General features: G+C 67.7%; 25 protein-coding genes and 1 other RNA gene. 10 read left to right on the top strand and 16 right to left on the bottom strand.

Annotated features, from left to right (window positions below; all coding sequences use genetic code 11):
- Window positions 1-24: 24 nt before the first annotated feature.
- The 14 genes from ABIA71_RS08285 to ABIA71_RS08220 all read right to left on the bottom strand — a co-directional run bounded on the left by ABIA71_RS08285 (window position 25) and on the right by ABIA71_RS08220 (window position 14,984).
- Window positions 25-531, bottom strand: a complete 507-nt coding sequence (locus ABIA71_RS08285; RefSeq protein ID WP_354284645.1) for a CS1 type fimbrial major subunit — start codon at window positions 529-531, stop codon at window positions 25-27.
- 302 nt (window positions 532-833) lie between these two features.
- A complete protein-coding gene (locus ABIA71_RS08280; RefSeq protein WP_354284643.1) occupies window positions 834-2,393 on the bottom strand; it encodes a class III lanthionine synthetase LanKC N-terminal domain-containing protein in 1,560 nt (519 codons plus the stop codon).
- Window positions 2,394-2,485: 92 nt separating this feature from the next.
- Window positions 2,486-2,764 (bottom strand): hypothetical protein, encoded by a 279-nt coding sequence (locus tag ABIA71_RS08275; RefSeq protein ID WP_354284641.1) that lies wholly within the window; start codon window positions 2,762-2,764, stop codon window positions 2,486-2,488.
- A gap of 93 nt (window positions 2,765-2,857) precedes the next feature.
- The gene (locus tag ABIA71_RS08270) at window positions 2,858-3,139 is read right to left on the bottom strand and encodes a hypothetical protein (protein WP_128097592.1); all 282 of its coding nucleotides are present in this window, start codon (window positions 3,137-3,139) and stop codon (window positions 2,858-2,860) included.
- A gap of 612 nt (window positions 3,140-3,751) precedes the next feature.
- Window positions 3,752-4,114, bottom strand: a complete 363-nt coding sequence (locus ABIA71_RS08265; RefSeq protein ID WP_354284639.1) for a NirD/YgiW/YdeI family stress tolerance protein — start codon at window positions 4,112-4,114, stop codon at window positions 3,752-3,754.
- A 714-nt stretch (window positions 4,115-4,828) separates the two neighbouring features.
- Complete coding sequence (locus tag ABIA71_RS08260; RefSeq protein WP_502961216.1) at window positions 4,829-6,196, bottom strand: citrate synthase; 1,368 nt, start codon at window positions 6,194-6,196, stop codon at window positions 4,829-4,831.
- A gap of 246 nt (window positions 6,197-6,442) precedes the next feature.
- Window positions 6,443-6,685: a type B 50S ribosomal protein L31 gene (locus tag ABIA71_RS08255; RefSeq protein WP_038686500.1), complete on the bottom strand. Its 243-nt coding sequence runs from the start codon at window positions 6,683-6,685 to the stop codon at window positions 6,443-6,445.
- Window positions 6,686-6,797: 112 nt separating this feature from the next.
- Window positions 6,798-7,733, bottom strand: a complete 936-nt coding sequence (locus tag ABIA71_RS08250; RefSeq protein WP_102788190.1) for a nucleoside hydrolase — start codon at window positions 7,731-7,733, stop codon at window positions 6,798-6,800.
- A 165-nt stretch (window positions 7,734-7,898) separates the two neighbouring features.
- Complete coding sequence (gene recG, locus ABIA71_RS08245; protein WP_354284634.1) at window positions 7,899-10,010, bottom strand: ATP-dependent DNA helicase RecG; 2,112 nt, start codon at window positions 10,008-10,010, stop codon at window positions 7,899-7,901.
- 1 nt (window position 10,011) lies between these two features.
- Window positions 10,012-10,404 (bottom strand): RidA family protein, encoded by a 393-nt coding sequence (locus ABIA71_RS08240; protein ID WP_038686492.1) that lies wholly within the window; start codon window positions 10,402-10,404, stop codon window positions 10,012-10,014.
- Between the two features lie 282 nt (window positions 10,405-10,686).
- Window positions 10,687-12,846 carry a RelA/SpoT family protein gene (locus ABIA71_RS08235; RefSeq protein ID WP_128098125.1) on the bottom strand — a complete coding sequence of 720 codons (2,160 nt, stop codon included), beginning with the start codon at window positions 12,844-12,846 and terminating at the stop codon, window positions 10,687-10,689.
- 203 nt (window positions 12,847-13,049) lie between these two features.
- Complete coding sequence (gene rpoZ, locus ABIA71_RS08230; RefSeq protein WP_005410877.1) at window positions 13,050-13,349, bottom strand: DNA-directed RNA polymerase subunit omega; 300 nt, start codon at window positions 13,347-13,349, stop codon at window positions 13,050-13,052.
- 112 nt (window positions 13,350-13,461) lie between these two features.
- The gene (gene gmk / locus ABIA71_RS08225) at window positions 13,462-14,127 is read right to left on the bottom strand and encodes a guanylate kinase (protein WP_128098124.1); all 666 of its coding nucleotides are present in this window, start codon (window positions 14,125-14,127) and stop codon (window positions 13,462-13,464) included.
- Window positions 14,124-14,984 carry a YicC/YloC family endoribonuclease gene (locus ABIA71_RS08220; RefSeq protein WP_038686490.1) on the bottom strand — a complete coding sequence of 287 codons (861 nt, stop codon included), beginning with the start codon at window positions 14,982-14,984 and terminating at the stop codon, window positions 14,124-14,126. The genes gmk and ABIA71_RS08220 overlap by 4 nt, the downstream gene beginning before the upstream one ends.
- Before the next feature lie 123 nt (window positions 14,985-15,107).
- On the opposite strand from ABIA71_RS08220, the gene rph reads away from it, so the two are divergent.
- The 7 genes from rph (at window position 15,108) to pepQ (ending at window position 22,573) form a co-directional block, all read left to right on the top strand.
- The gene (gene rph, locus ABIA71_RS08215; RefSeq protein WP_128098123.1) at window positions 15,108-15,836 is read left to right on the top strand and encodes a ribonuclease PH; all 729 of its coding nucleotides are present in this window, start codon (window positions 15,108-15,110) and stop codon (window positions 15,834-15,836) included.
- On the top strand, window positions 15,833-16,219 hold the full coding sequence (locus ABIA71_RS08210) for a VOC family protein (protein ID WP_354284630.1): 387 nt from the start codon (window positions 15,833-15,835) through the stop codon (window positions 16,217-16,219). The genes rph and ABIA71_RS08210 overlap by 4 nt, the downstream gene beginning before the upstream one ends.
- A complete protein-coding gene (gene rdgB, locus ABIA71_RS08205) occupies window positions 16,216-16,812 on the top strand; it encodes an RdgB/HAM1 family non-canonical purine NTP pyrophosphatase (protein ID WP_354284628.1) in 597 nt (198 codons plus the stop codon). Before ABIA71_RS08210 ends, rdgB begins: the two co-directional genes overlap by 4 nt.
- 58 nt (window positions 16,813-16,870) lie before the next feature.
- A complete protein-coding gene (gene hemW / locus ABIA71_RS08200; protein WP_354284626.1) occupies window positions 16,871-18,097 on the top strand; it encodes a radical SAM family heme chaperone HemW in 1,227 nt (408 codons plus the stop codon).
- A 246-nt stretch (window positions 18,098-18,343) separates the two neighbouring features.
- Window positions 18,344-20,812, top strand: a complete 2,469-nt coding sequence (locus ABIA71_RS08195; RefSeq protein WP_354284624.1) for a DUF1631 domain-containing protein — start codon at window positions 18,344-18,346, stop codon at window positions 20,810-20,812.
- Entirely contained in the window at window positions 20,809-21,162 is a 354-nt protein-coding gene (locus ABIA71_RS08190) for a PilZ domain-containing protein (protein WP_354284622.1), read from the top strand. Before ABIA71_RS08195 ends, ABIA71_RS08190 begins: the two co-directional genes overlap by 4 nt.
- Before the next feature lie 82 nt (window positions 21,163-21,244).
- On the top strand, window positions 21,245-22,573 hold the full coding sequence (gene pepQ, locus ABIA71_RS08185; RefSeq protein WP_354284620.1) for a Xaa-Pro dipeptidase: 1,329 nt from the start codon (window positions 21,245-21,247) through the stop codon (window positions 22,571-22,573).
- Window positions 22,574-22,880: 307 nt separating this feature from the next.
- On the opposite strand, the gene ABIA71_RS08180 is transcribed toward pepQ, so the two are convergent.
- Window positions 22,881-24,206 carry an aminopeptidase P N-terminal domain-containing protein gene (locus ABIA71_RS08180; RefSeq protein WP_354284704.1) on the bottom strand — a complete coding sequence of 442 codons (1,326 nt, stop codon included), beginning with the start codon at window positions 24,204-24,206 and terminating at the stop codon, window positions 22,881-22,883.
- 7 nt (window positions 24,207-24,213) lie between these two features.
- A complete protein-coding gene (locus ABIA71_RS08175; RefSeq protein ID WP_354284618.1) occupies window positions 24,214-24,762 on the bottom strand; it encodes a UPF0149 family protein in 549 nt (182 codons plus the stop codon).
- 198 nt (window positions 24,763-24,960) lie between these two features.
- Here ABIA71_RS08175 and ABIA71_RS08170 point away from each other — a divergent pair, with 198 nt between their 5' ends.
- The 3 genes from ABIA71_RS08170 to ssrS all read left to right on the top strand — a co-directional run bounded on the left by ABIA71_RS08170 (window position 24,961) and on the right by ssrS (window position 25,813).
- Window positions 24,961-25,182 carry a TIGR02449 family protein gene (locus ABIA71_RS08170; RefSeq protein ID WP_038686482.1) on the top strand — a complete coding sequence of 74 codons (222 nt, stop codon included), beginning with the start codon at window positions 24,961-24,963 and terminating at the stop codon, window positions 25,180-25,182.
- Entirely contained in the window at window positions 25,179-25,475 is a 297-nt protein-coding gene (locus ABIA71_RS08165) for a cell division protein ZapA (RefSeq protein ID WP_038686480.1), read from the top strand. The genes ABIA71_RS08170 and ABIA71_RS08165 overlap by 4 nt, the downstream gene beginning before the upstream one ends.
- Before the next feature lie 153 nt (window positions 25,476-25,628).
- Window positions 25,629-25,813: non-coding RNA, 6S RNA (ssrS, locus tag ABIA71_RS08160), on the top strand.
- Window positions 25,814-25,823: the final 10 nt, after the last annotated feature.

The following is a 25,823-nucleotide window of genomic DNA, read 5'->3' as shown; positions in this document are numbered from 1 at the left end:
CCGTGACCGGGCCGGCACGGGGTATTACGGCGAAGCGGTCTTCTGCTTCATGGCGATGCTGACGATGCCTTCATAGGCACCGGCGACGGTCAGCGGGGCCTTGCTGGTCTGGTTGATATCCAGGTCCATGATGAACGAGGCGCCGGGCAATGCGCCGTCGAAGATCTCCGAGGCCAGGAAGTCCTTCGGCGCCACGGTCAGCGGCGTCTTGTTGAGACTGACCGTCAGCGGCACGGACGGGCCGGTACCACTCTGCAGCACCAACACAGGGTCGTGCATCACGTTGACTTCGATGTCCTTGCTCTCGTCGTTGGTGAAGACACGCACGCGCTCGGTGATGCCGCGCAGGCCATCACCCGGGATATGGGTCATCTCCATCAGGTCCGGCAGCGGGCTGCCATCGGCCTTCAGCAGCGCCAGCGACAGGTCGACATTGGTGTAGACCTTGATGTGGGATTCGGCGGCGTTCGCGGACAGCGAAACGGTGACCAGCGCTGCAGCGAGCGCGGCCTTCTTGAAGATGGTTGACATGGGGTCTCTCTCTTTTTTCTTCGAAAGGAAGCTTTCGGCGGAAAGCACCGCAACACCGCGTGGGGTGTGGCAGCCCAGTCAGGTTAGTCAGCGAGGCGTGATTTACCCATTCAACCAGTCCTAAAAATCGGAACGTCGGTGTCGTTATGCGACAGCGCGTGCAATACGCGCACATTCCACAAATTCCTACGCCACCGTGACTCAGCGCTCCCGGCTAAGGCGACCGGAATGCGAAGGACGGCCGTAGCCGTCCTTCGTTCGCTGCCCGTGCCACCCACCGGTCTGGCCGGCAACCACGCCGCTCACGCCTCCATCAACACCGGCTCGTCCAGCAGCATTTCCTGCACGTCCTTCCACATCTTTTCGCGCACGCGCCGCACCATCGCCGAATCGCGCGCAGCCGGCACGGGCACGGGCAGCGCCGGCACCGCATAGCGCGACAGGTCCGCCGCCACGACTGCCGCCATCGGGCGCCGCGCGGGGTCCGCATCCATCAACTGCGCGACCAGTGTGCGCACGTGCGCGGGCACGCCCTTGCGCAGGCGACCCAGCGTGGGGCGCTGCTCCACGCTTGCCTGGGCGGCAGGATCGGCCTCATCGCGATGCATCAGCCAGGAGGTCAACAGTTGGTGGATGGTTGCGCCGAGTCCGTAAAGATCTTCGCGCTGGTGGGTGCCTGCGAACGCGCCACGCTTGGCCTCCGGCGGCATGTAGCTGGGGGTACCCCATGGGGTGTCACTGGTTTCATCGGCACGCAACGCGCCTTCGAAGTCGACCGGGCGCAGGCGGCCACTGCGATCCACCAGCAGGTTGGCCGGCTTCAGGTCACGCCACACCCATCCGGCCGCATGCAGTTCTGCCACCAGCCGCGCCACCCCGGCGGCATAGGCCAGTGCGTCGGCCAGCGGGATCTTCTTCTGCGGATCGGCGCAGGCCTGCAGCAGTGGCTCACCGTCGATGTGCTCCATCACCAGATAGCGGTGCTCGCCGATGCAGAACGCGTCGATCACCGCGGGTGGGGCGAACGGCAGCCCGTCCATCGCACGCAGGAACGCCTCTTCGCGCTCGACGAAGCTTCGGCCGTCCAGGCCATGCCAGTTGGTTTCGCCATGGCGGCGACCTTCCTTCACCACGCACAGCCGCGCCGGCGAGCAGTGGATGTCCACCGCCCGGTAGACGCCGCCCTTGCCGCGCTGCATGAATGCTTCGTAGCAGAGGAAGCGGGTCTGCAGCGGCGTGGGTAGCGATGCCGTCTCGACGGGTGTGTGGAACGGGCACTCGATCCAATCGGGCACCGCCTTGCCGGGCTCGCGCAGGTCCGGGACCAGTTCGCCGCTGGGCATGCGCACGGCGCTGACCCGGGTGCCATCGTCGGTTTCCACTTCCTCGTGGCCGAACGCGCCGTAGCGGAAGAACACCGCACTGCCCGGCCGCAACTGACGATCGAACGGTACGGCAGGCGCGCCCAGTCCCTGCGTGGCCTGGTCGAGCAACTCGGCCAGTTCGACGGCCTGCGCGGCATCGCGCGGATACACGGTAATGAACTTGCCGATCTGGCTGAAGCCGAACGGGATGGCGCTGTTGAGCCGCCCCAGAATGTTCAGTGTCTTGACCGATTTGAATGCAACGCCGCGTGCGGCCAGCAAGGGCGCGCAGCGTCGGAACACGTCGATTGCGTTGGGCAGTGTGGCCGAGATGTGCAACTTCCAGCCCTGCGCGGGATGGGCGACCTGCGGCGGGCAGTAGCGCCAGCCACTCTTGCCTGGCACGACCGGCAGGTACTGGTCCACCAGCGCACGCCAATCCTGTTCGTGGCGGCCTGCGGCGGGCGCCTGTGGAGCTACGGTATCGAGATCCTGCACGGCATGCCTCCATGGAAAACGGGTCCAGGGGAGTGCGCCGGCCCCTGCCGGCTACCGGCGCACCCGTTCCGTCGCCAGCGCGACGGTGCTGGTCAACTGCTGGTCGTGGTGGTGGTGGTGGTGCACAGCGGTGTGCTGGTGGTGGTTACCGTGCGGCTGTGGCAGGTACAGGCCGCCACCGATGCACCGCCGCCGGACAGCGCCTGCAGTTCCTCCGGCGAAGAGGCGAACTGGGCGAAGTAGGTTTTCCATTCGGTGCTGCCCGCGCCGGCATGGATGGCCTGCAGGCCCTGGGTACGCAACTGGTCGGCGAACCCCTTGTCGTCGAGCGCCTTCTGCACGATTTCACTGGTCTTCTGTGAGAGCGACATCTTCACTTCCTCCTGGAACACGTGGGCGATGGCGTCCGCACGGCGGGCTGCGCATCGCAGGATGTTGGCCGACTTCAGCGAATGCCAGGGTGCTCAGCCCGACCCGGTGGTGGTGGTGCCGGTGCAGATCGGGCTGGTGGTGGTGGTCACGGTGGTGCTGTTGCAGGTGCATGCCGCCGCCCCCGCTTTTGCGCCCAGTGCCTGCAGCTTGTGCGGGTCGGTTGCCATCGCGGCGAAGTGTTGACCGCCGAAATAGGTTTTCCAGGCGGCACTTTCCTGCCCACCCAGCACCGCAGCCACTGCCTGGCTGCGCAGTTGCTCGGCAAAGGAAGCGTCGGAAAGCAGTTTCTGTACGAACTCGGTCTGGACAGCCATGTGTGCGTCTCCATTTCCGTTGGAAGGAACAGCAGCGTCTGCCTGTGGCCCAGCGGGCATTGCTTCCGGCGATGCGCCCCGGGCAGGAACACAGGGCGCACGGCGTCCTGCGTCCGCCCATGGCGGCCACGTCATCGTCAACCTGTGCGTTGCGCTGGTGCATGGACACGGTGGCGACAGCGCTGCGTCGCCGTGCGATGTGTCATCGCCCACGACGGTACGCAACGACGCGCGATCGTTTGCCTGCATCCACCTGTTCGACTGCCCGACCCGGTGCGCCTACGAGACGCTGGCACCGGTCGGTTCGGTTACCGCTGTTGCGACTTCATCCCCATCACAACCCCCTGCGTTCCGGATGCCTCATGCATCGGCGGCGGGTCGGCAACATGCCTGTGTCGGCCCGGTCCTGGTCACCCCCGCTGCGCAGCAGCCGCAGGATGCGACGAGAGCGTCCGCCCGGCCATTGGGCGCGTCAATGCCCAAATCACTTGGCTGCCTATTCAACATTTGATTCTGGGTGCGTACGCACAGTTCCGTTCGGCCGGCGTTCTCACATTCACGCGCCGGCGTGGGCGGCGAGCACGGCGATCTGCGCAAACGGACAGGCGGGGGTCAACGCGGCGGCAGGACCTGCACGCGCTTCACCTCGATATCGGTGGCCTTGAAGCGGTGCGTGTCCACCTTGCCCAACAGCTCGACTGTGGTGGCCGCGCCAATGGCCTGGTGCGGCATGTCTTTGTCGTCGATCTCCACCTCGATGTCGCCGGTGGCGTCGCGGAAGCGGTAGCGTTCATCGCCGACCTTGGCGACCAGATGGCCCAGCAGCAGCACCGCATGGTCGTCGTGCTGCTGGCGCGCCTGCGCCACGGTGGTGGCGACCGCGGTGGCCCCCGGCCCGGTGTAGCCAGCCAGGGCGTCGCTGGCATGCAGGGCAACGGGGGCAACCAGCAGGGGAATCAGCAGGTAGCGCTTCATGGTCGGTCTCCTTTCGGTATGGCTTGATTGATGTAACAAGCCTGTTCCGTAGAGCCCGATAGACCCATGCAATAAGTACGAAAACGTCACCGCACCGCCCCACCCCCGCAGGTCCCGTTCATCGTCAGAACGGTAGAGCCACCCCATGGGTGGCTGCCCAGGGGCACCGGCGGCAACAGACACCCCTCGCAAAAAAAAGGTCCTTCGCCCATCTGCGGGTACGCACAAACGTGCCTTGACGCTTTTCAGGCGCAGCCGTCGGCGGGTCGGGCGCTGGGCCCCCATGCCCTTTCCGGCGAATGTCCTCCGGCGTCGGCCTGCGGCCGACGCCTCCCCCTTTACTTCGCCTCCAAGGGCATGGGGGCCCAGCGCCCGACCCACCGACAGCACCAAGAGCCCGGCGCCCGCTGCTTACCGCAAGCAGAGCCCCGTAGCAGCCGGTAGGCTCCTGGGCAAAGTAAAGGAGGAGGCCGCGACGCGGCCGGGGGACATTTGCGCCAGGGGCCTACCGACTGCTACGGGGCCCTCACTCGCGCGACCCGCCTGATCGGAGACGACAGCCGAGCGAAAGGGCGCCCGTACCCCTCGGCCATCCCGGTAGCGTCGTGCTCACTCTGCGACGGCCCTTGCAACACGAAGCTCCCGCAGATGGGCGAAGAACAAAAAAAACGCCCCGCAATGCGGGGCGCCTTTCAACACGCGTTACCGGGACGATCAGCCCTGGTAGTCGCGCACGTCGCTGCCGGTGTAGACCTGGCGCGGACGACCGATCTTCATTTCCGGATCGACCTGCTGTTCCAGCCAATGTGCGACCCAGCCGGAGGTACGGCCCAGGGCGAACATGACGGTGAACATTTCGGTCGGGATCTGCAGCGCCTTGTAGATGATGCCGCTGTAGAAATCGACGTTCGGGTACAGCTTGCGGGCGACGAAGTAGTCGTCCTGCAGCGCGGCCTGTTCCAGCTTGACGGCCACGTCCAGCAGCGGGTCCTGCACGCCCAGCTGCTTGAGCACCTTGCCGGTCATCTCACCGATGACCTTGGCGCGCGGGTCGAAGTTCTTGTACACGCGGTGGCCGAAGCCCATCAGGCGGAAGCCGGAGGTCTTGTCCTTGGCCTTGAGCACGGCCGACTCGACGTTGTCGGCCGAACCGATTTCTTCCAGCATCTTCAGCACGGCTTCGTTGGCACCGCCGTGGGCCGGACCCCACAGCGCGGTGACGCCAGCGGCGACCGACGCGTACGGGTTGGCACCGGTCGAACCGACCAGGCGCACGGTCGAGGTCGAGGCGTTCTGCTCATGGTCGGCGTGCAGGATGAACAGCAGATCCAGTGCCTTGACCACATCCTGGTTCAGTTCGTACTGGCCGTCGGCCGATTCGAAGGTCTGCTTCAGGAAGCGGCTGACGTAGTCCAGCGAGGTGTCCGGCGTGTTGGCCGGCAGGCCCTTGCCATGGCGGTAGATCAGGGCCGACAGGGTCGGCACCTTGGCGATCAGGCGCACGGCGGCCTGGCGGCGCTGTTCGGCGTCGGACAGGTCCAGCGAGGCGTGGTAGATACCCGACAGCTGCGCGATGGCGGCGGTCAGGATGGCCATCGGATGGGCATCCTTGGCGAAGCTGGCGATCAGCGTGTTGATCGACGCATCGACGTTGGCTTCAGCAGCCAGCTCGTCGGTGAAGGCCTTCAACTGCTCGGCGCTCGGACGCTCGCCATTGATCAGCAGGTAGGCCACTTCGACGTAGCTGGACTTTTCCGAGAGCTGCTCGATCGGATAGCCGCGGTACAGCAGCACGCCCTTGTCACCGTCGATATAGGTGATGGCGGACTTGCAGCTGGCGGTGGCGGTGAAGCCGGAGTCGTACGTGAAGAGACCGGTTTCCTTGGTCAGCTTCGAGATATCGACGCAATCGTTGCCGAGCGTAGGTTTGATGACGGGCAAAACAACCGACTTTTCGCCGGCGTTGAGCGTGACCTGATCAAGATCGGACACTGTGTGCGCTCCTCGAGGGAAGGCGCCCACCCAAGCGCATGGGGCAGGCACGTGAAGGAAGTCCACGATCGTTATCGTGGATCCCGCCATTATCGCACAGCAACATTTCTGCCGCCCTAGGACGGAAGTCGTAGACGCGGGTACGGGCCTGCGTATGGTGCGCGCGGCCAGCAACGGCAAGGCCCGGCGGCGCATGCGGACAACATCGTCCGGACACAGCGTTCCGCAGGCACCGGTACACCGCTTGGCCTGCGTTCAGTTCACCGCCCTGGAGCGGACACAAAAAAACAACGGCCGCCAGGGCGACCGTTGTTTTCGTGCAACTGCAGCGACAACTCAGCGCGCGTAGCGCTTCTGGAACTTGTCGATACGGCCGCTGGTGTCGATCACCTTGTGCTTGCCCGTGTAGAACGGATGCGAAGCCGAGGAGATTTCAACCTTGACGAGCGGGTACTCGTTGCCATCTTCCCACTTGACCGTTTCCTTGGCGGACATGGTCGAACGGGTCAGGATCTTGAAATCAGAGGTAACGTCGTGGAAAACCACGTCGCGGTAAACAGGATGAGTATCGGCCTTCATGGGCGCGCACCGTAATAAGGGCTGGTGATCAAGAGCGGCATTATAGCCCCGGATGCCGCAAAGGGCAAGCCGGGACCATCAACCGTGCGAAAGGTCCGCCGCAGCGGCGTCGTCAGACGCCGAGTGCCGCCCGGACCTGGGCTTCAAAACGCCCCTGGTCGTAGGCCATCAGCAGCTGGGTGTTATCCGGCTGCCCGGTCTGGCGGTTCCAGTCGACAATGGTAGCACCTCGGCTGTGCACGCCGGCCAGTTCGACGTTCAGGGGACGCGATTCGACCCGCAGGGCACCTTCGGGCTGCAGCGCCCAGGCCATGGCCAGGGCGTCGGCGGCGAACCAGCGCTCGCCGCGGCTGTCTTCGGACCACAGGCGGGTCTGGCGCGAGATCAGCTCATAGAAACGGGCCTTGTCGGTGTCGGCGGCCAGCCACTTCTCGACGTCGGCGTGCAGCAGGCCGTGGGCGACGGTGGCTTCCCAGTCGGCCACTTCGATGTGCGGGAAACCGGTGAACACCACGTGCGCCGCTTCCGGGTCGAAGGCGATGTTGAACTCGGCCGCCGGAGTGATGTTGCCGTGGCAGGTGACTGCCCCGCCCATCACCAGGAAGCGCTTCACGCGCTGCGGAAGGGTCGGGTCGAGCTTCAGGGCCAGGGCCAGGTTGGTGAGCGGGCCCAGGGCGACCAGGAACAGCTCGCCGGCGTACTGGTGCGACAGGCGCAGGATGGCCAGCGCGGCGTGCTCGGCTTCGGCCTGGCGCTTGGCGGCCGGCAGGTTCACATCGCCAAAGCCGTCGGCACCATGCACGTGGGCCGCGTCGACGGAGGGGTGCAGCAGCGGGTCGGCGGTACCGGCGTACACCGGCACGTCGTCACGGCCGGCCACTTCACACAGCTTGAGCGCGTTGCGCACGGTGTGGTCCAGGCCGACATTGCCGGCGGCGATGGTCAGGCCGACGATATCGTGGCGCTCATCGGCGAAGGCCATCAACAGGGCCAGGGCGTCATCGACACCCGGATCGGTGTCGATCAACAGCGGAATCTTCTTGGTCATCGTTGCCGTCTTGATAATCGGCAAGGGACTTTCGCACCCTGTCATGACAAATACAAGGCGGGGGCGCTCGGGCGCAGGTGGGTACCGACCGTTGGTCGGTACAGGGTTGAATGGTGCCGCGTCGATCGGCCCGCCCACGACCGGATGGGCCGTTTCGGCGCTGCTTTACGCCGCCGCGTAGCGCACGGCCGTGCCGATCCAGCGGCGCACGACCTTGTCGGCTACCTCCGGCGCTTCGGCCAGCAGCCGCTCGGCCAGGTCGTGCACGCCCGGCAGCAGGTCCGCGTCGCGGGCCAGGTCGGCCATGCGGAACGCGGCCAGGCCGGTCTGGCGGGTGCCGAGCAGTTCGCCGGGGCCGCGCAGCTCCAGGTCCTTTTCGGCGATCAGGAAACCGTCGTTGGTCTGGCGCATGGTTTCCAGCCGCTCGCGCGCCATGGCCGAGAGCGGCGCCTGGTACAGCAGCACGCAACGCGACACGGCCGAGCCGCGCCCTACCCGCCCGCGCAGCTGGTGCAGCTGGGCCAGGCCAAGGCGCTCGGCGTTTTCGATGATCATCAGCGAGGCATTGGGAACGTCCACGCCTACTTCGATCACGGTGGTGGCCACCAGCAGGTCGAGCTGACCGGCCTTGAACGCCACCATCGTGGCGAGTTTTTCACTGGCCTTGAGCCGCCCGTGCACCAGGCCCACGCGCACGCCCGGCAACAGCGCCTGCAGCGATTCGAAGGTGGCCTGGGCCGGGGTGGCATCGAGTTCGTCGCTTTCCTCGATCAGCGTGCATACCCAGTACACCTGCTGCCCCTCGGCGCAGGCCACGGCGATGCGCTGGATAAGCTCGGGGCGGCGGTCGTTGTTGAACGCCACGGTCTGCACCGGGGTACGGCCCGGCGGCAGTTCGTCGATGGCCGACACATCCAGGTCGGCATACTCGGACATCGCCAGCGTGCGCGGGATCGGGGTGGCGGTCATCACCAGCTGGTGGGGCACGCTGCGCCCGTCCGCGCCCTTGTCGCGCAGGGCCAGGCGCTGGTGCACGCCGAAGCGGTGCTGCTCGTCGACGATGGCCAGGGCCAGGTCCTTGAACACCACGCTGTCCTGCATCAGGGCATGGGTGCCGACCACCACCTGCGCGTCGCCGGAGGCCACGTCGGCCAGCACTTTGGTGCGCGCCTTGCCGGTGACCTTGCCGGCCAGCCAGGCGGTGCGCACGCCCAGCGGTTCCAGCCAGGCGCGCAGGTTGTTGAGGTGCTGCTCGGCCAGCAGTTCGGTGGGCGCGGCCAGCGCGACCTGCTTGCCCCGCTCCACCGCCAGCATCGCCGCCAGGGCGGCCACCACGGTCTTGCCCGACCCCACGTCCCCCTGCACCAGGCGCAGCATCGGGTGCGCCTTGATGAGGTCCTTGCGGATCTGTTCGAACACGCGCTGCTGCGCGCCGGTGAGCTGGAACGGCAGGCTGTCGCGCAGCTGCCTGACCAGTACGCCCGGCCCGCGCAGCGACGGCGCGTGGTGCGCCTGCAGGGCCATGCGCTGGCGGCGCAGGCTGAGGTGGTGGGCCAGCAGCTCTTCGATGGCCAGGCGTCGTTGTGCCGGGTGGCGGCCGGCGGCCAGCGCGGCCAGGTCGGCATTCGGCGGCGGCCGATGCACGGTCAGCAGCGCGCTGCGCAACGACGGCAGGCCCATGCCCGCCAACCAGCCCGGCGGCACCAGTTCCAGCGTGGATTCTTCCGGCAACCGGTCCAGCGCCAGCCCGATGAATTTGCGCAGGGTGGCCGGGCCGACGCCTTCGATGGCCGGGTAGACCGGGTCGAGGCTGTCGCCGAGATCGTCATCGTCGTTGACGCCCATCACCCGGTAGCTGGGGTGGACGATCTCCAGCCCGGTATGGCCGGGCTTGGCGGTGCCATAGCAGCGGATGCGCGCGCCGACGGCGAACTGCGCCACCTGCTGCGAGCGGAAATGGAAAAAGCGCAGCACCAGGGTGCCGTAGGAGTCGTCCTCGATGGCGACCTTGAGCACCGGGCGGCCCCGGAAGCCGCGCTCGACCGCGCTGACCCGCCCTTCCACCTGCGCGGCCACGCCGGGCTGCAACTGGGCGATGGTGGTCAGCCGGGTGCGGTCTTCGTACCGCAGGGGCAGGTGCAGCCACAGGTCCTGCAGCGAGGACAGGCCACGGGCCTCCAGCTTGGTGGCCACCGCCGGACCGATCCCGGGAAGCATCGACAACGATGCTTCCCCGGCCGCGGCCAGGGCCGGTGCAGGAGCCCGTGACCGTGCCACGTCAGGCCTGGTCGAGCACCATCACCGCATCAACCTCGAAGTTGGCGCCCTTGGGCAGGCCGGACACTTCGATGGTGGAACGGGCCGGGAACGGGGCCTTGAAGTAATCCTGCATGACCGCGTTGACCTTGGCGAACTCGGCCAGGTCGGTGAGGTACAGGCCAAGGCGGACGATCTGGTCCAGCGAACCGCCGGCTTCTTCGGCCACGGCCTTGAGGTTGTCGAAGGCGCGACGGGCCTGCGCTTCGATATCGCCGGCACCGACGATGTCACCGGTGGCCGGGTCCAGCGGGATCTGGCCGGAGAAGTACACGGTGTTGCCGGCACGTACGGCCTGCGAATACGGACCGATCGCGGCCGGGGCGTTGGCGCTGGTGATGATCTGGCGGGACATGGGAGCTCCGGGGAACAAAAGTGGGCCCACCATTGTACCGCCGGACCCGCCGTCCCCGCAGACGCATCCAACGCCGCCATCGACGCCGAAATCTCAGGTAGAGCCGACCGTTGGTCGGCTGGCCGGAGAATGACGAAGACGATTGGTCGGCTGGCCGACCATGTCGATCATCGCCGCAGGGTGTGCAGGCAGCCGACCAACGGTCGGCTCTACCTCGGTAGGGTGATCATCGCCGCGCGGTGTCCGTGCAGCCGACCGACGGTCGGCTCTACGGAACGCGGTTTATTGCCTGCGAACCGATTGCACGACCGACAGCCGCCGCAGCCTGCGCATGACCTCGGCCAGGTGGTTGCGGTCGCGGACCTGGATGTTGAAGGCCAGTACCGCCGCGTTGAAATCGCGGTCGAGGTAGTCCACGCGCTCGATGTTGGAGTGGCTCTGCGCGATCGCCGCGGCCAGCTGGGCCAGCACGCCGGTGCCGTTCTCCACTTCCACCACCAGCGAGGTGTCGTAGTCGCCGGACACGGTGGTGTCCCAGCCAATGGGTACCCAGCGCTCGGGCGACTTGCGCAGTTCGGCCAGGTTCGGGCAATCCATGCGGTGCACCACGATGCCCTTGCCGGCGGTGTGGTAGCCCATGATGTCGTCGCCCGGAATCGGCTGGCAGCAGTTGGCGAAGCTGACAACGCCGCGCTCGCTGCCGTTGATCAGGATCTTTTCCTGCGAATGCTTGGAATGCGCGCCGCCCCGCAGCTCGGCGTAGGCCATCAGCGCCTGCGCGGCCTGGTTGGGCATCCAGTTGCCCAGCGCCACTTCGGCCAGCAGGGCCTCCAGGCGGGGGTAGCGGTGCTCGGCCAGGAACGCATCCAGGCGCCCCTTGGGCAGGCGTTCGAGCGAGCTGTCCATCGCCTCCAGCGCGCGGTCGAGCATGCGGTGGCCCAACTGGACCGCGTCTTCGTGCTCCAGCTGTTTGAGCTGGTGGCGGATCGCGGTACGCGCCTTGGAACTGACCACGAACTCCAGCCACTGCGGCTTGGGCGTGGCCGAGCGCGCGGTGATGACTTCCACCGTCTGCCCGCTGACCAGCTTGGTGCGCAGCGGCACCAGCTTCTTGTCCACGCGCGAGGCCACGGCCATGTTGCCCACGTCGGTGTGCACCGCATAGGCGAAATCGAGCGCGGTGGAATTGCGCGGCAGGGCCAGGATCTTGCCCTTCGGGGTGAACAGGTACACCTCGTCCGGGAACAGGTCGACCTTGACGTTGTCCAGGAACTCCAGCGACGACCCGGCGGCGCGCTGGGAATCGATCAGTTCCACGATCCAGGCATGCGCGCGGCTCTGCGCGCTGTTGGGCGAGTCGCCGCCGAACTTGTAGGTCCAGTGCGCGGCCACGCCGCGCTCGGCGATCAGGTCCATTTCCTCGGTGCGGATCTGCACTTCGATCGGCGACCCGTACGGCCCGAACAGCACCGTGTGCAGCGACTGGTAGCCGTTGGCTTTGGGAATCGCGATGAAATCGCGGAAGCGCCCGTCGAGCGGTTTGAAGGTGGCATGCACCGCGCCCAGTGCGTGGTAGGCATTGGGCACGCTGCGCACGACCAGGCGGAAGCCGAAGACATCCATCACCTGGTCGAAGGATTTGTTCTCGTCGTGCATCTTGTTGTAGATGCTCCACGGGGTCTTGATGCGGCTGACCAGCCGGTGCTCCAGCCCTTCCTTGGCCAGGCGCTGGGAAAGCTGCACTTCCACCTGCGCCATCGCCTCGCGGCGGACCACCGGCTGGCTGCGGATGTGCTTTTCCAGGATGGCGTGGCGCCACGGGTACAGCGCCTTGAAGCCCAGGTTCTGCAGCTCGCTCTTGACCAGGCTCATGCCCAGCCGCTGCGCGATGGGGGCGTAGATCTCCAGCGTTTCGCGGGCAATGCGGCCGCGCGCTTCGCGGCTCTGCGCGCCCAGCGTGCGCATGTTGTGCAGGCGGTCGGCCAGCTTGATCATGATCACGCGCAGGTCGCGCGACATCGCCAGCAACATCTTGCGGAAGCTTTCGGCGGCCGCTTCCTGGCGGTCGCGGAATTTCAGCTTGTCGAGTTTGGTCACGCCGTCGACCAGTTCGGCCACGGCTTCGCCGAACTCGGCGGCCAGTTCCTCGCGCGTGAGCGGGGTGTCTTCGATGGTGTCGTGCAGGATCGCGGCGATCAGCGCTTCCACGTCCAGGCCGAGCTCGGCCAGCACCTGGGCCACGGCCACCGGATGGGTGATGTAGGGCTCACCGGACTTGCGGGTCTGCCCGGCATGCGCGGAGGCACCCACTTCCCAGGCACGGCGCAGCAACGGCAGTTGCTCGGGCGGCAGGTAATGCGCTGCGCGTTCGAGCTGGAGGACATAGTCGGGTACGGCCGCGCCGGGGGGCGAGGCGACCTTGGCAGTGGGGCCTGGGTTCATGCTGGAAGACTATTCCAGCGGCGGGATAACGGCAAACATCTGAACAGGGATCGGAGGGCGGTGCGACGACCCACGGTCGTTGCCTACCGGCGTTGGAACGATCAACGTGCGTCATTGCGTGCCGGTGTTTTCCGGGGTCCAGACGCAGAACAGCCCGCCAAGGCGGGCTGTTCGTGCAACCACAACCGGTTCGCGCGATGCGATCAGTCGTCGTTCTTGGACATGTCTTCGTCGGCGACGACTTCGGCAGCGGCCCATTCCAGTGCTTCACGCTCGGCACGCTCGCGCTCGGCCTTCTCGACTTCGTCGATCAGGGCGTTGTCGATCTTGCGGGCGGCAATTTCGCGCAGCGCCAGCACGGTCGGCTTGTCTTCGGTTTCGCTGTTGTCCAGGGTGGCCTGGACGCCATTGGCCAGCTGACGGGCGCGCTTGGACGCCATCATGACCAGTTCGAAACGGTTGTTCACGACTTCCAGACAATCTTCTACGGTGATGCGGGCCATGCGGGCTCCCGGCAGCCGGTGAGGGCTGCTCAATCGAATGAGGGAAAGGGGACGGATTGTACCGGCGGGGGCTGGACAAAATCAAGCCAACCCGCTAGCACCCCGTTTGGAATCAGTCAGTTGGGGCCGCGTCTTGGGTCAGCAAGGCCTGGATCAGGCCCGCGTGGCGGACCTTCTGGGCCTCCCGGCGCAGCCGGCTGGCCGTGAAGATGGCGCACAGCTCGTCCACTGCGGTCTCGAACACCTCATTGACGATCACGTAGTCGAAGTCGTTGAAGTGCAGCATCTCTTCACGCGCGGCGGACAGGCGCTGGGCGATCACCGCCTCGCTGTCCTGGCCGCGCTTGCGCATGCGGTCCTGCAGCGCCTGCTTGGACGGCGGCAGGATGAACACCGTCACCGTGCCGGGCACCAGCTGCCGGACCTGCTGGGCGCCCTGCCAGTCGATCTCCAGCAGGACGTCCTGGCCGGCGGCCAGCTGCGGCTCCACCGACTGCCGTGCGGTGCCCTTCCAGTCGCCATGTACCCAGGCATGTTCGAAGAAGTCGCCGGCGGCAATCATCCGCTCGAATTCCTCGGCGCTGACGAAATGGTAGTGCTCGCCGTTGATCTCCCCCGGGCGCGTAGCGCGCGAGGTGAACGAGATCGACAGGGCGATCTGCGGGTCGCGTGCCAGCGTGGCATTGACGATGCTGCTCTTGCCGGCCCCGGAAGGCGCGGCCACGATGTACAGGGTGCCGCGCGCAGGCGCGCCGGCGGGCATGGGCTGGCTGCTCATTCGATGTTCTGCACCTGTTCGCGGATCTGGTCGATCAGCACCTTCAGCTCGACGGCGGCATTGGAGGTGCGGCTGTCCACCGACTTGGAGCCCAGCGTGTTGGCTTCGCGGTTGAACTCCTGCAGCAGGAAGTCCAGGCGGCGGCCGACCGGCTCGCGCTGGGTGAACACCCGGCGGATTTCGACGATATGGCTGCCCAGGCGGTCCAGCTCTTCATCCACGTCCAGCTTCTGCAGCCACATCACCAGCTCCTGCTCGGCCCGACCGGGGTCGACCGGGTGCGGCAGGTCGGCCAGGCGCGCGGCCAGCTTGGTGCGCTGGCCCTCGCGGATCAGCGGAATCAGCGTGGTGACCTCGGCGGCGATGCGCTCCACCCCGTCCACGCGCTCCTGGATGGCGGCGGCCAGCTTGTCGCCTTCACGCTCGCGCGCGGCCACGAAGCCGTCCAGGGTGGCATCCAGCAGCGCCAGCGCCTCGGCATGCAGCGCGGCGGCATCCACCGCCTCGCCCTGCATCACGCCCGGCACCTGCAGCAGTTCGGTGAAGCTCACCTGCAGGCTGGGGAAGCCCGGCGCCAGGCGGCGGGCCAGTTCGCCCAGCTGGGCCAGCAGCACGTCGTTGACCACCAGTGCACCGGTGACCTCCGGCGCGCGCAGGCGCATGACCAGGTCGATCTTGCCGCGGCTGCAGCGGGAAGCGACGCGCTCGCGCAGCTGCGGTTCCAACGCACGCAGCTCGTCGGGCAGGCGCACGCCCACCTCCAGGAACCGGTGGTTGACCGAGCGCAGCTCACAGGCCAGCGTGCCCCAGCGGGTGGCGCGCTCGCCGCCGGCATAGGCGGTCATGCTTCGAATCATGGTGGGTTTCCGATGTTCCCAAAGGGGGAATGGTACCCTAGCGGTCTCATTCGAGCCTCCCTGCCTGCCCCTTCGGGGTGCGGGCATGGTCGCGTTCCCCCAGCTTCCACGGAACCCCAACGCATGTCCGACACCCGTCCCAGCGGCCGCCAGGCCGACCAGCTGCGCGAAGTGCGCATCGAGCGCGCCTTCACCCGTCACGCCGAGGGATCGGTGCTGGTCAGCTTCGGTGAAACCCGCGTGCTGTGCACCGCCAGCGTGGAAAACCGCGTGCCCGGCTTCCTGCGTGGCAAGGGCGAAGGCTGGGTCACCGCCGAGTACGGCATGCTGCCGCGCTCCACCCACACCCGCAACGACCGCGAAGCGGCGCGTGGCAAGCAGGGGGGCCGCACCCTGGAAATCCAGCGCCTGATCGGCCGCACCCTGCGCGCCTGCATCGACCGCGGCGCCCTGGGCGAACGCACCATCACCCTGGACTGCGACGTGCTGCAGGCCGATGGCGGCACCCGCACCGCTGCCATCACCGGTGCCTACGTGGCGCTGGTGGACGCGGTGAACTTCCTGCTCAAGCGCGGCGACATCAAGCGCAACCCGATCTTCGGCGCGGTGGCGGCGGTGTCGGTGGGCGTGTACCGCGGCACGCCGGTGCTGGACCTGGATTACGCCGAAGACAGTGACTGCGACACCGACATGAACGTGGTCATGAACGACGGCGGCGGCTTCATCGAACTGCAGGGCACCGCCGAAGGCCACGCGTTCCGTCGCGACGAGCTGGACGCGCTGCTGGTGCTGGCCGAGAAGGGCATCAAGGATCTGTTCGCGGCGCAGCAGGCCGCCCTGGCGTCTGCATGAACCGCCGCATCGCGCTGACCACCCTGGTGGTGGCCGACTACGACGAGGCCATTGCCTGGTACACGGGCATGCTCGGTTTCGCCCTGATCGACAACATCGACCAGGGCGACAAGCGCTGGGTGGTGGTGGGGCCGGCCGACGGCAGCGCCGCGGCCCTGCTGCTGGCGCGTGCCAGTACCGATGAGCAGCGCAGCCGGATCGGCAACCAGACCGGCGGCCGCGTCGGCTTCTTCCTGAACACCGACGATTTCTGGCGCGACCACGCCGCGATGACCGCGCGTGGCGTGGAATTCCTGGAAAGCCCGCGCGAAGAGGTGTACGCCACCGTGGCGGTGTTCCGCGACCTGTATGGCAACACCTGGGACCTGCTGGAGCCGAAATGAAGACACTGGTACTGGCCAGCGGCAACGCCGGCAAGCTGAAGGAACTGCAGGCCATGCTCGGCGACCTGCCGCTGCAGATCGTGGCGCAGGGCGAGCTGGGCGTCAGTGACGTGCCCGAAACCGGCCTGACCTTCGTCGAGAACGCGCTCATCAAGGCGCGCCATGCCAGTGCCGTCACCGGCCTGCCGGCGCTGGCCGACGATTCGGGCCTGATCGTGGATGCGCTCGACGGCGCGCCCGGCCTGTACAGCGCGCGCTATGCGGGCAGCCCGACCAACGATGCGGCCAACAATGCCAAGCTGCTCGACGCGCTGCGCGAGGTTCCCGCCGACCGCCGCACCGCCCGCTTCTACGCGGTGATCGTGCTGCTGCGCCACGCCAACGACCCGCAGCCGCTGATCTGCGAAGGCAGCTGGGAAGGGGTGATCCTGGACGTAACGCGTGGCAGCAACGGCTTCGGGTACAACCCGGTGTTCCTGGACCCGACGCACGGCCTGACGGCGGCGGAAATGGACCCGGCGCAGAAGAATGCCATCAGCCATCGCGCGCTGGCGCTGCAGTTGCTCAAGCAGAAACTGCCCGCGTTGCTGTGATGTCCCCCCTGATTCTTCCTGGAGAGCCGGCCAGCGGCCGGCACTACCCTTGACTGCCATGGCCCAGCCACACGACCACTGCTCCCACGCGCCCGGTGACGTCTGCACCGGCGACCACGATCACGCGCCGCGGCTGATTCCGCCGCCGCTGGCGCTGTACGTGCACCTGCCGTGGTGCGTGCGCAAATGCCCGTACTGCGATTTCAACTCGCACGCGGCCAAGGGTGAACTGCCGTTCGAGGCGTACATCGACGCCCTGATCCGCGACCTGGACCAGGACCTGCCGCTGGTCTGGGGCCGGGTGGTGAGCAGCGTGTTCTTCGGCGGTGGCACGCCCAGCCTGTTCCCGCCCGAGGCGATCGACCGCTTCCTGCAGGCGGCATCGGCGCGGCTGCGCTTTGCGCCGAACCTGGAAGTGACCCTGGAAACCAATCCGGGTACTGCCGAGCACGGCCGTTTCGACCGCTACCGCGCGGCCGGGGTGAACCGGATCAGCTTCGGCATCCAGACCTTCAACGATGAGGCGCTCAAGCGCCTGGGCCGCATCCATGACAGTGGTGAAGCCGAGCGTGCAGTGAAGCTGGCCCAGGATGCGGGCTACGACAATTTCAACATCGACCTGATGTACGCGCTGCCACAGCAGACGCTGGCCCAGGCCGAACATGACCTGGAACGCGCATTCGCCCTGCAGCCCACGCACATGTCGCACTACCAGCTCACCCTGGAGCCGAACACGGTGTTCTTCGCGCGGCCGCCGCAGGGCATCCCCGACGAGGATTCGGCGTGGGACATCCAGGAGCATTGCCAGGCGCTGCTGGCCGAGGCCGGCTACGCCCAGTACGAAGTGAGCGCCTACGCCAAGCCAGGCCGGCAGAGCGCGCACAACCTGAACTACTGGCGCTTCGGCGACTACCTGGGCATCGGCGCGGGCGCGCACGGCAAGATCAGCAGCGGTGCCGAGCAGCACGTGCTGCGGCGCTGGAAGCACAAGCACCCGCAGACTTTCATGGATGCTGCCGGCACGGCCGCGGCGATCGGCGGCGATGACGTAATCGATGGCGAGCGCCTGCCGTTCGAGTACATGCTCAACCTGCTGCGCCTGCACGAAGGGTTCACCCTGAAGGACTTCGAATCGCGCACCGGGCTGGAGCGCGCGAGCATCGCCGTGCCGCTGCAGGCAGCGATCCAGCGCGGCTGGATGACCCTGGACGGCGAGCACGCCCGCCCCACCGAGCTGGGCCGGCGCTTCACCAACGACGTGGTCGAACTGTTCCTCCCCACGTAGAGCCGACCGTTGGTCGGCTGCCCGGCGAACCGAACCGGGCCGTAGAGCCGACCGTCGGTCGGCTGCGCGACACATGGCGCCCCCGCCGACCGCTGGTCGTCTGTTCCCCGCGCAGGTCTGCAACGCCAGCACGGCAGCCGACCAACGGTCGGCGCTACCGCGCCTGGGTGTCGGGGGATCCCTTCTGGCGGGGACACCGCGAAACCGTTAGATTCCTTACTCTCAGGTGAGCCGGAACCACAACGGATGTCTGCGTCCGCACCTTCATCGTCCCAGACCGACCCGGCCCGTTTCGCCCACGTGGCCGCGCCGCCGCGCGTGCGCCGCCTGCTGGCGTCGCTGCATGCGTTGGCCGCGCAGACCCTGGCCACCCCGCTGAAGCTGACCATCGTCGAACTGGAACGCGAGCTGTTCCGCGATGCCGAGCGCGCGCGCAACAGCCAGATCCAGGCCGACATCTACGCACAGACCCGGCGCCTGCACGAGGTCAACGCACAGTTCGCCCCGCTGTTCCTGGACGCACTGGGGCAGGCCCTGGCCCAACTGCGCGAGCCGCGCGTGCGCCATGTGCCGACCCCGGCGGCCAGCACCCTCACCGCCAGTACGCTGACCCTGGTCGCCGACACCGACATCGACCGCGACATCGTGCTGGTGGAGATCATCCGCCGCGAGGCGCAACGCTCGGCCAGCGCTCTGCAGCTGCTGGGGCAACGCTTCGCGGTGCTGGCCGCCGGCCCGGAGTTCGATGTCGAAGACCTGCCGTTCGGCCCGCACGTGCTGTGCCGGATCGTGCGGGAACTGGGCGAACGTTTCGCGCTGGGGCTGGAAACCCAGCTGGCGCTGTACCGCGTGTTCGACCGCCAGCTGATCGACCGGTTGGGCGAACTGCTGGAGCGCGCCAATATCCTGCTGGGCCACGAAGGCATCCTGCCCGGCCTGGTCTACACCCCTTACCTTGCGCGGTCGGCCACGACCCGGCGCATCGTCACCGGCGCCGAACGCAGCGCGCCGCCCCGTGAAGGCGGCAAGGTCAATCGCCCCCTGACCGGCTGGAGCGGATCGGCCAGCAACAGCGCCTGGGCGGCGATGACCAGCGAGGCGATGGGCGACCTGCCCGCCTCGCTGCGCCCCGGCCCGCCTGCGCCCGCCGTTGCCGCACGTGACGCACCCGTTTCGGCCGCAGGCGCCGCGCCGCAGGATCTGTCGGCGCCCGCCATGTCCGCCCTGCACCAGCTGCTCGACGCCGCGCGCCAGGCCAGCGCCAATGGCCTTGCCGGGGCGACCGGCAGTGCTGGCGCTGCAACCGGCAGCAGCGCCGCGGCGGCAAACGGCGCCGTGGCGTTGCCGGGCGTTCCGACGGCGGCCAGCCCCGCCCCTCCTGCCGGCCCGCCGGTAGCGGTGGCCAGCGAATCGGTCCATGCCACCCTGGCCAAACTGCAGGCCCAGAGCGCGGGCACCGGCACGGCCCGGCGCAGCATGGCCGACCTGCACAACGCGCTGCTGGCCCAGATGCGCGCCGACCATGGCGCGCAGGCCGCCTTGACGGTCAAGGACAGCGACACCTTCGACCTGCTGGACATGCTGTACGGGCAGATCCAGCGCGAAGTGCGCCCGGACGCGGTCGCCGCCGACCTGCTGGCGCGCCTGCAGGTACCGGTGGCACGGGCGGCCCTGTCCGACCCGGCGTTCTTCGTGCGCGACCAGCACCCCGCGCGGGAACTGCTCAACGCCGTGGCCGAAGCAGGCGCCAACTGGCTGGGCGAAGACGACGTCGATCCGCAGCTGGTGCAGAAGCTGGGGCGCGCCGTGGACCAGGTGGTGGACGACTACCAGGGCGACGCGGCGGTGTTCGAGGCCGCCAACGAAGACATCCAGCAGCACTTCCGCGCACTGGCGCACAAGGCCGAACTGGCCGAGCGCCGCCATGTGGAAGCCGCGCGCGGCAAGGAGCGGCTGGAGTCGGCCAAACAGCAGGCCGGGGCCAGCATCGAACAGTTGTGCGCGCACGCCGAACCCCCGCGCTTCGTGCAGTCGCTGCTGAAGCAGGCGTGGTCGGACGTGCTCACCCTTACCCTGCTTCGGCATGGCGAAGGCTCCGAACAATGGCAGCAGCGCGAGCAGGAAACCGCCCGGATCGCCGAAGTGACCTGCCAGCCGCCGGGCACCGCGCCCAGCGATGCCGATCTGGGCGGCCAGGTGGAAGCCGCGCTGCTGCAGGTGGGCTACCACCAGGACGAAGCGGCCGCGATCGCGCGGCGCCTGTCCTCCCCGGGCGGCGAAGATGAAGGCAGTTCGCGCACCGAACTGACCGCGCGGATCCGTGCCCGCACCCGCCTGGGCGAACAGGGCGAGGGCCATGAGCCGCGCAAGGTCGCGCCGCTGGCACGCAGCCTGGCCGAGGAAGACTGCTATCGCCAGCTGCGCACGCTGCCGTTCGGCACCTGGTTCGAATTCACCACCAACCAGCAGGGCGACCTGCGCCGCCAGCGGCTGTCGTGGTACAGCCTGCTGACCGACAACGCATTGTTCGTCAATCCGCGCGGCCAGAAGGTGGGCGAACATTCGCTCGACGCGCTGGCCCGTCTGATGGCGCATGGCCAGGTGCGCCTCGTCAACGAAGACAAGAGCCGCCTGATCGACCGCGCCTGGCAGGCGACGCTGCGCACGCTGCGTTCGCTGGCCGGCCCCGGCCCTGCCGCAGAGACCGCACCATGACTGCCGATACCGATACCCGCCGCGCGCCGCGCCGCCAGGTGGCCGAACTGGTGCCTGTCACCGACATGCTGGCCGAAGCGGTGGTGGGACGGCTCGGCAATATTTCCGAAACCGGCATGCTCATGCTGGCTTCGGCACCGATGCACGACGACGCGCTGTACCAGCTGCAGTTCGCCATTCCCGGTCCGAACGGACAGCCTGTTGCCCTGGACGTCGGCGCGCACCAGCTGTGGAGCGAGCAGACCCATGCCCCCGGCCAGGCCTGGGTGGGCTTCCGATTCATCACCCTCAGCCGCGAGCACCGCGAATGGCTGCGGGCGTGGATCGCACAGGAAACTTCGGCGGTCTGAGTGCCGGTTCCGGCACAGCGCGACGGGCGTGATTGCGGCAGAATCATGGGCTGCACTCCGCACTGCCCAACGAGCCTCCGCGATGAACCAACCTGACCTTGGCGCCCTGTACTCCCATCACGTCAGCGTGCTGCGCCAGCGTGCCGATGAAGCGCTGGCGCGCGGCGGTTTCGACCACCTGGTGATTCCCAGCGGCACCCAGCACTACCAGGCGTTCGACGACCGCGACTACCCCTACGCGGTCAACCCGAACTTCAAGGCGTGGCTGCCGCTGACCAAGCTGCCCAACAGCTGGCTGGTGTACACCCCCGGCCAGCGCCCGACGCTGATCTTCTTCCAGCCGTTCGACTACTGGCACGTGGTGCCCGATGCCCCCAACGGCTGGTGGGTGGAGCACGTCAACATCGAGATCATCCGCAGCGCCGAGCATGCCCTGGCGCTGCTGCCCAAGGACCCGGCGCGCTGCGCGATCCTGGGCGAGCCGCAGAGCGCCCTGGGCGCGTTCGTGCCGAACAATCCCGCGCCGGTGCTGGATTACCTGGACTGGCAGCGCGGCTACAAGACCCCGTATGAAATCGCACTGATGCGCCAGGCCCAGCGTCTGGGCGTGCGCGGCCACCGCGCCGCCGAAGCCGCGTTCCGCGCCGGCGCCAGCGAGTTCGAGATCCACATGGCCTACTGCAGCGCGGTGGGCCAGGACGCCAATGAACTGCCCTACGGCAACATCATCGGCCTCAATGAACATGCCGCGGTGCTGCACTACACCGACCTGGGCCGCAGCGCACCGAACCCGCTGCGCAGCTTCCTGATCGATGCCGGTGCCAGCGCGTACGGGTATGCCAGCGACATCACCCGCACCTATGCCGCCGCCGGCCATGACGAGTTCCAGGCCATGATCGACGCGGTCGACGCGGCCCAGCAGCAGATGGCCGCCGGCGTGCGTGCCGGGGTGGACTACAAGCAGCTGCACGTGGACGCGCACCTGTCGTTGATGGGCATCCTGAAGGACTTCGGCGTGCTCAAGGTGTCGCCCGAAGCGGCCCTGGCCACCGGCGTCAGCGCGGCGTTCTTCCCGCATGGCCTGGGCCATCTGATCGGCCTGCAGGTTCACGACGTGGCCGGGTTCGCCGCCAGCGACCGCGGCGGCCGCATCGAACGCCCGCAGGGCCACCCGTACCTGCGCCTGACCCGCGTGCTGGAGCCGGGCATGGTGGTGACCATCGAACCGGGTGTGTACTTCATCGACATGCTGCTGGACGAAGTGAAGCAGGCCGGCAACGGCGACAGCATCGACTGGAACCGCGTCGACTTCTTCCGTCCCTACGGCGGCATCCGCATCGAAGACGAAGTGCTGTGCACCGACGGCGATGCCGACAACCTCACCCGCCCGGCGTTCGCCGCGGCCGACTGACGGCGGTAGAGCCACCCCATGGGTGGCTGCACACGGTGCCGGACCACGCACAGCCGGGCAGAGCCCGGCGCTACGGGGCCGACGGTAGAGCCACCCCATGGGTGGCTGCGCACGATGCGGGACCACGCGCAGCCGGGCAGGGCCCGGCGCTACGGGGCCGACGGTAGAGCCACCCCATGGGTGGCTGCACGCGGTGCCGGACCACGCACAGCCGGGCAGAGCCCGGCGCTACGGGGCCGACGGTAGAGCCACCCCATGGGTGGCTGCACGCGGTGCCGGACCACGCGCAGCCGCGCAGAGCCCGGCGCTACGGGGCCGCCATTTCCTCTTCGATCTCATCGGCGCTGCGCGCCAGCGCCGCGGTCAGCACCTGGTGCCCGTCCTCGGTGATCAGCACGTCATCCTCGGTGCGGATGCCGATGCCGCGCCAACGCGCTTCCACGCTGCGGTCATCGGCCGAGACATACAGGCCCGGTTCGATGGTGAACACCATGCCCGGTTCCAGCATGCGCGAGTCGCCCGCCAGCCGGTAATCGCCCACGTCGTGCACGTCCAGCCCCAGCCAGTGCCCGGTCTTGTGCCGGTAGAACCGCTGGTAATGGCCCTCGGCGATGTTCTCTTCCACGCTGCCCTTGAGCAGCCCCAGGCGCAGCAGGCCTTCGGTGAGGGTCTCCACCGCCGCCAGGTGCCCGGCTTCATACGCGTTGCCCGGCCTGGCCTGCGCCAACGCCGCCGCCTGCGCCGCCCCGACCAGATCGTGCAGCGCGCGCTGTTCGGCACTGAAGCGCCCGTTTACCGGGAAGGTGCGGGTGATGTCGCTGGCGTAGCCGCGGTACTCGGCGCCGGCATCGATCAGCACCAGCTCGCCGTCGCGCGACCGCGCGTTGTTGTCGCGGTAGTGCAGGATGCAGCCGTTGGCACCGGCACCGACGATGCTGGAGTACGCCGCGCACGCATCATTGGCCCGGAATTCGCGCTCCAGGTCGGCCTGCAGTTCGTATTCGTGGATGCCCGGCCGCGCCACCCGCATGGCCACCCGGTGGGCCTGCACGCTGATATCGGCGGCGCGCTGCATCAGCGCGATCTCGGCGGTGGACTTGAACAGCCGCTGCTCGTGCAGCAGGTGGCCCAGCTCCAGGAATTCATGCGGCGGCTGCGCGCCATGCCGGACCTGCGAGCGCACCCGGTTCACCCAGCCGATCAGCTTGAGGTCGAACTCCGCGTCGCGGCCGAAGTGGTAGTACACCCGCGAGCGCCCTTCCAGCAGACCGGGCAGGATATCGTCGAGGTCGTCGATGGGATACGCATCGTCCATCCCGTACTGCGACACCGCACCTTCCTGCCCGGCACGCGCGCCGTCCCACGCTTCGCGGTCGGCGTCGCGCTCACGGCAGAACAGGATCACCTCGCCGTGGCGCCGGCCGGGGATCAGCACCAGCACCGCGTCCGGCTCCGGGAAGCCGCTGAGGTACCAGAAGTCCGAGTCCTGGCGGAACGGGAAATGCGTATCCAGGCTGCGCACCCGCTCGGCGGCGGCGGGCAGCACCAGGATCGCGTCGTCGCCGGCCATTTCCATCAATTGCTGGCGGCGACGGGAGTATTCGGCGGCGGAGATGCCGGTCAGCTGCCGGATATCCATCTCAGTTCAGGCGCTGCCGGTGGCGCGCGGCCATCACGCAGTCGCCGTGCAGCAGCAGCACCGCCACGCGGATGAACTCCTCGATCTCGGCCAGCGCGTCTTCGTCATCATCGTTGCCGCTTTCGAAGTCTTCGCTGGAGGCCTGGGCCAGCTTGGCCAGGTCGTTCAGTGCTTCTTCGCCCTCTTCGGACAGCGTCGGGCGACGGCCACCGGAGCCCAGCCCGAAGCCGCCCAGGAAGGCGCGCGCCCAGGTGAACAGCGCATCGGCCTGCGCGGCGGTGTCACTGGCGTCGCTGAGCAGCAGCTCGAACGCGAAGTCGCGGTCTTCCAGCTGCGCCACGCTGGCCTGCAGCAGCTGCGACAGCGGATCGTCCTCACTGGGCAGCGGCAGGTTGTCATCGGCCAGTACCCGGGCCGGCCATTCGCGCACGGGCGCACCGCCGGCAGACAGCCAGCCGCACAGTCCGCCATGCAGTTCGGCGGCATTGGCGCCCAGGCCCAACGCCTGGCTGGCCTTGTTTACGTCATCGACACTCGGAAGTTCGGTCATCTTGGGGCTCGATCGGAAAAAGGCGCCGGGGCCGCCGGGGGCGGCGCTCTGGCAGCGTCACAGTGTAGCAATCCGCCCGTGGCCGTCGGGTTGCCATCGCGTTCCCGGGCAGGCGTTGCGGGGGCAATCCGGGCCCCGTCGCAGCCCCCGTCATTATTCGCTTGACCGGCTCCACCGCCCTTGCCTATCGTGCCGGGCATGGAACCTTCCGACGCCATCACCCAATTGCAGGCCTTCGCCGCCCGGGTGGAGGCGTTGCTGGAACGCAACCAGCGCCTGGCCGAGGAGAACCGCAGCCTGCGCCATCAGCAGGAACAGCTGGTGGCCGAGCGCTCGCAGCTGCTGGCCAAGAACGAACAGGCCCGCTCCCGGGTCGAAGCGATGATCACCCGCCTCAAGTCCCTGGAGCAGCACACATGAGCCAGACCGAACCGGTCAGTGTCCGCATCCTGGACCGTGAATACACGGTGGGCGTGGGCCCGGAAGAGAAAGAAATCCTCACCGCCGCCGCCCGGCTGCTGGACGCGAAGATGCGCGAGATCCGTGGCAGCAACCGCATGGCTGCCGTGGACCGGGTGGCCGTGCTGGCCGCCTTGAACCTGGCCCACGAGCTGCAGCAACTGCGCGATGAACACGCGCGCCAGGGCGTCGCGCTGCAGCAGACCCTGGCCGATCTGAACCGGCGGCTGGATCGGGCGATCGACGGGGCGTGAGTCAGGCAGCCGACCAACGGTCGGCTCTACCGATGTTCCACGGCAGGTTTCATTGCACAAGGCCATCGCATGGCCTTCATCGATCTGAATTCAGCTGCAATCCGACCGACGAACGGCCTATCCCTCGGCGCGCGCTTGGCTATAATGGCGACGCGTTCTCTGCTGTGAACGACGGCGTGTGCAAACATTCGCCTTGTCCCTTAATTACGACCACGGGTGCGCGACGGCGCCGGGAGTGCAAGTCCGCCTTGTAGCGGGAAGCCCGAAGGAACCCCAGCGTACCCACTTGAACCCCGGGTTCAAGGTCGTTTCGCACGCATCGTCACCGCGGAGAATGCAGTATTCCTG

The organism is Stenotrophomonas sp. 2619 (assembly GCF_040548725.1).
Classification (GTDB): domain Bacteria; phylum Pseudomonadota; class Gammaproteobacteria; order Xanthomonadales; family Xanthomonadaceae; genus Stenotrophomonas; species Stenotrophomonas maltophilia_AP.
Note: the sequence above shows the minus strand (reverse complement) of the source record. Positions and strands in the feature narration are given on the sequence as shown.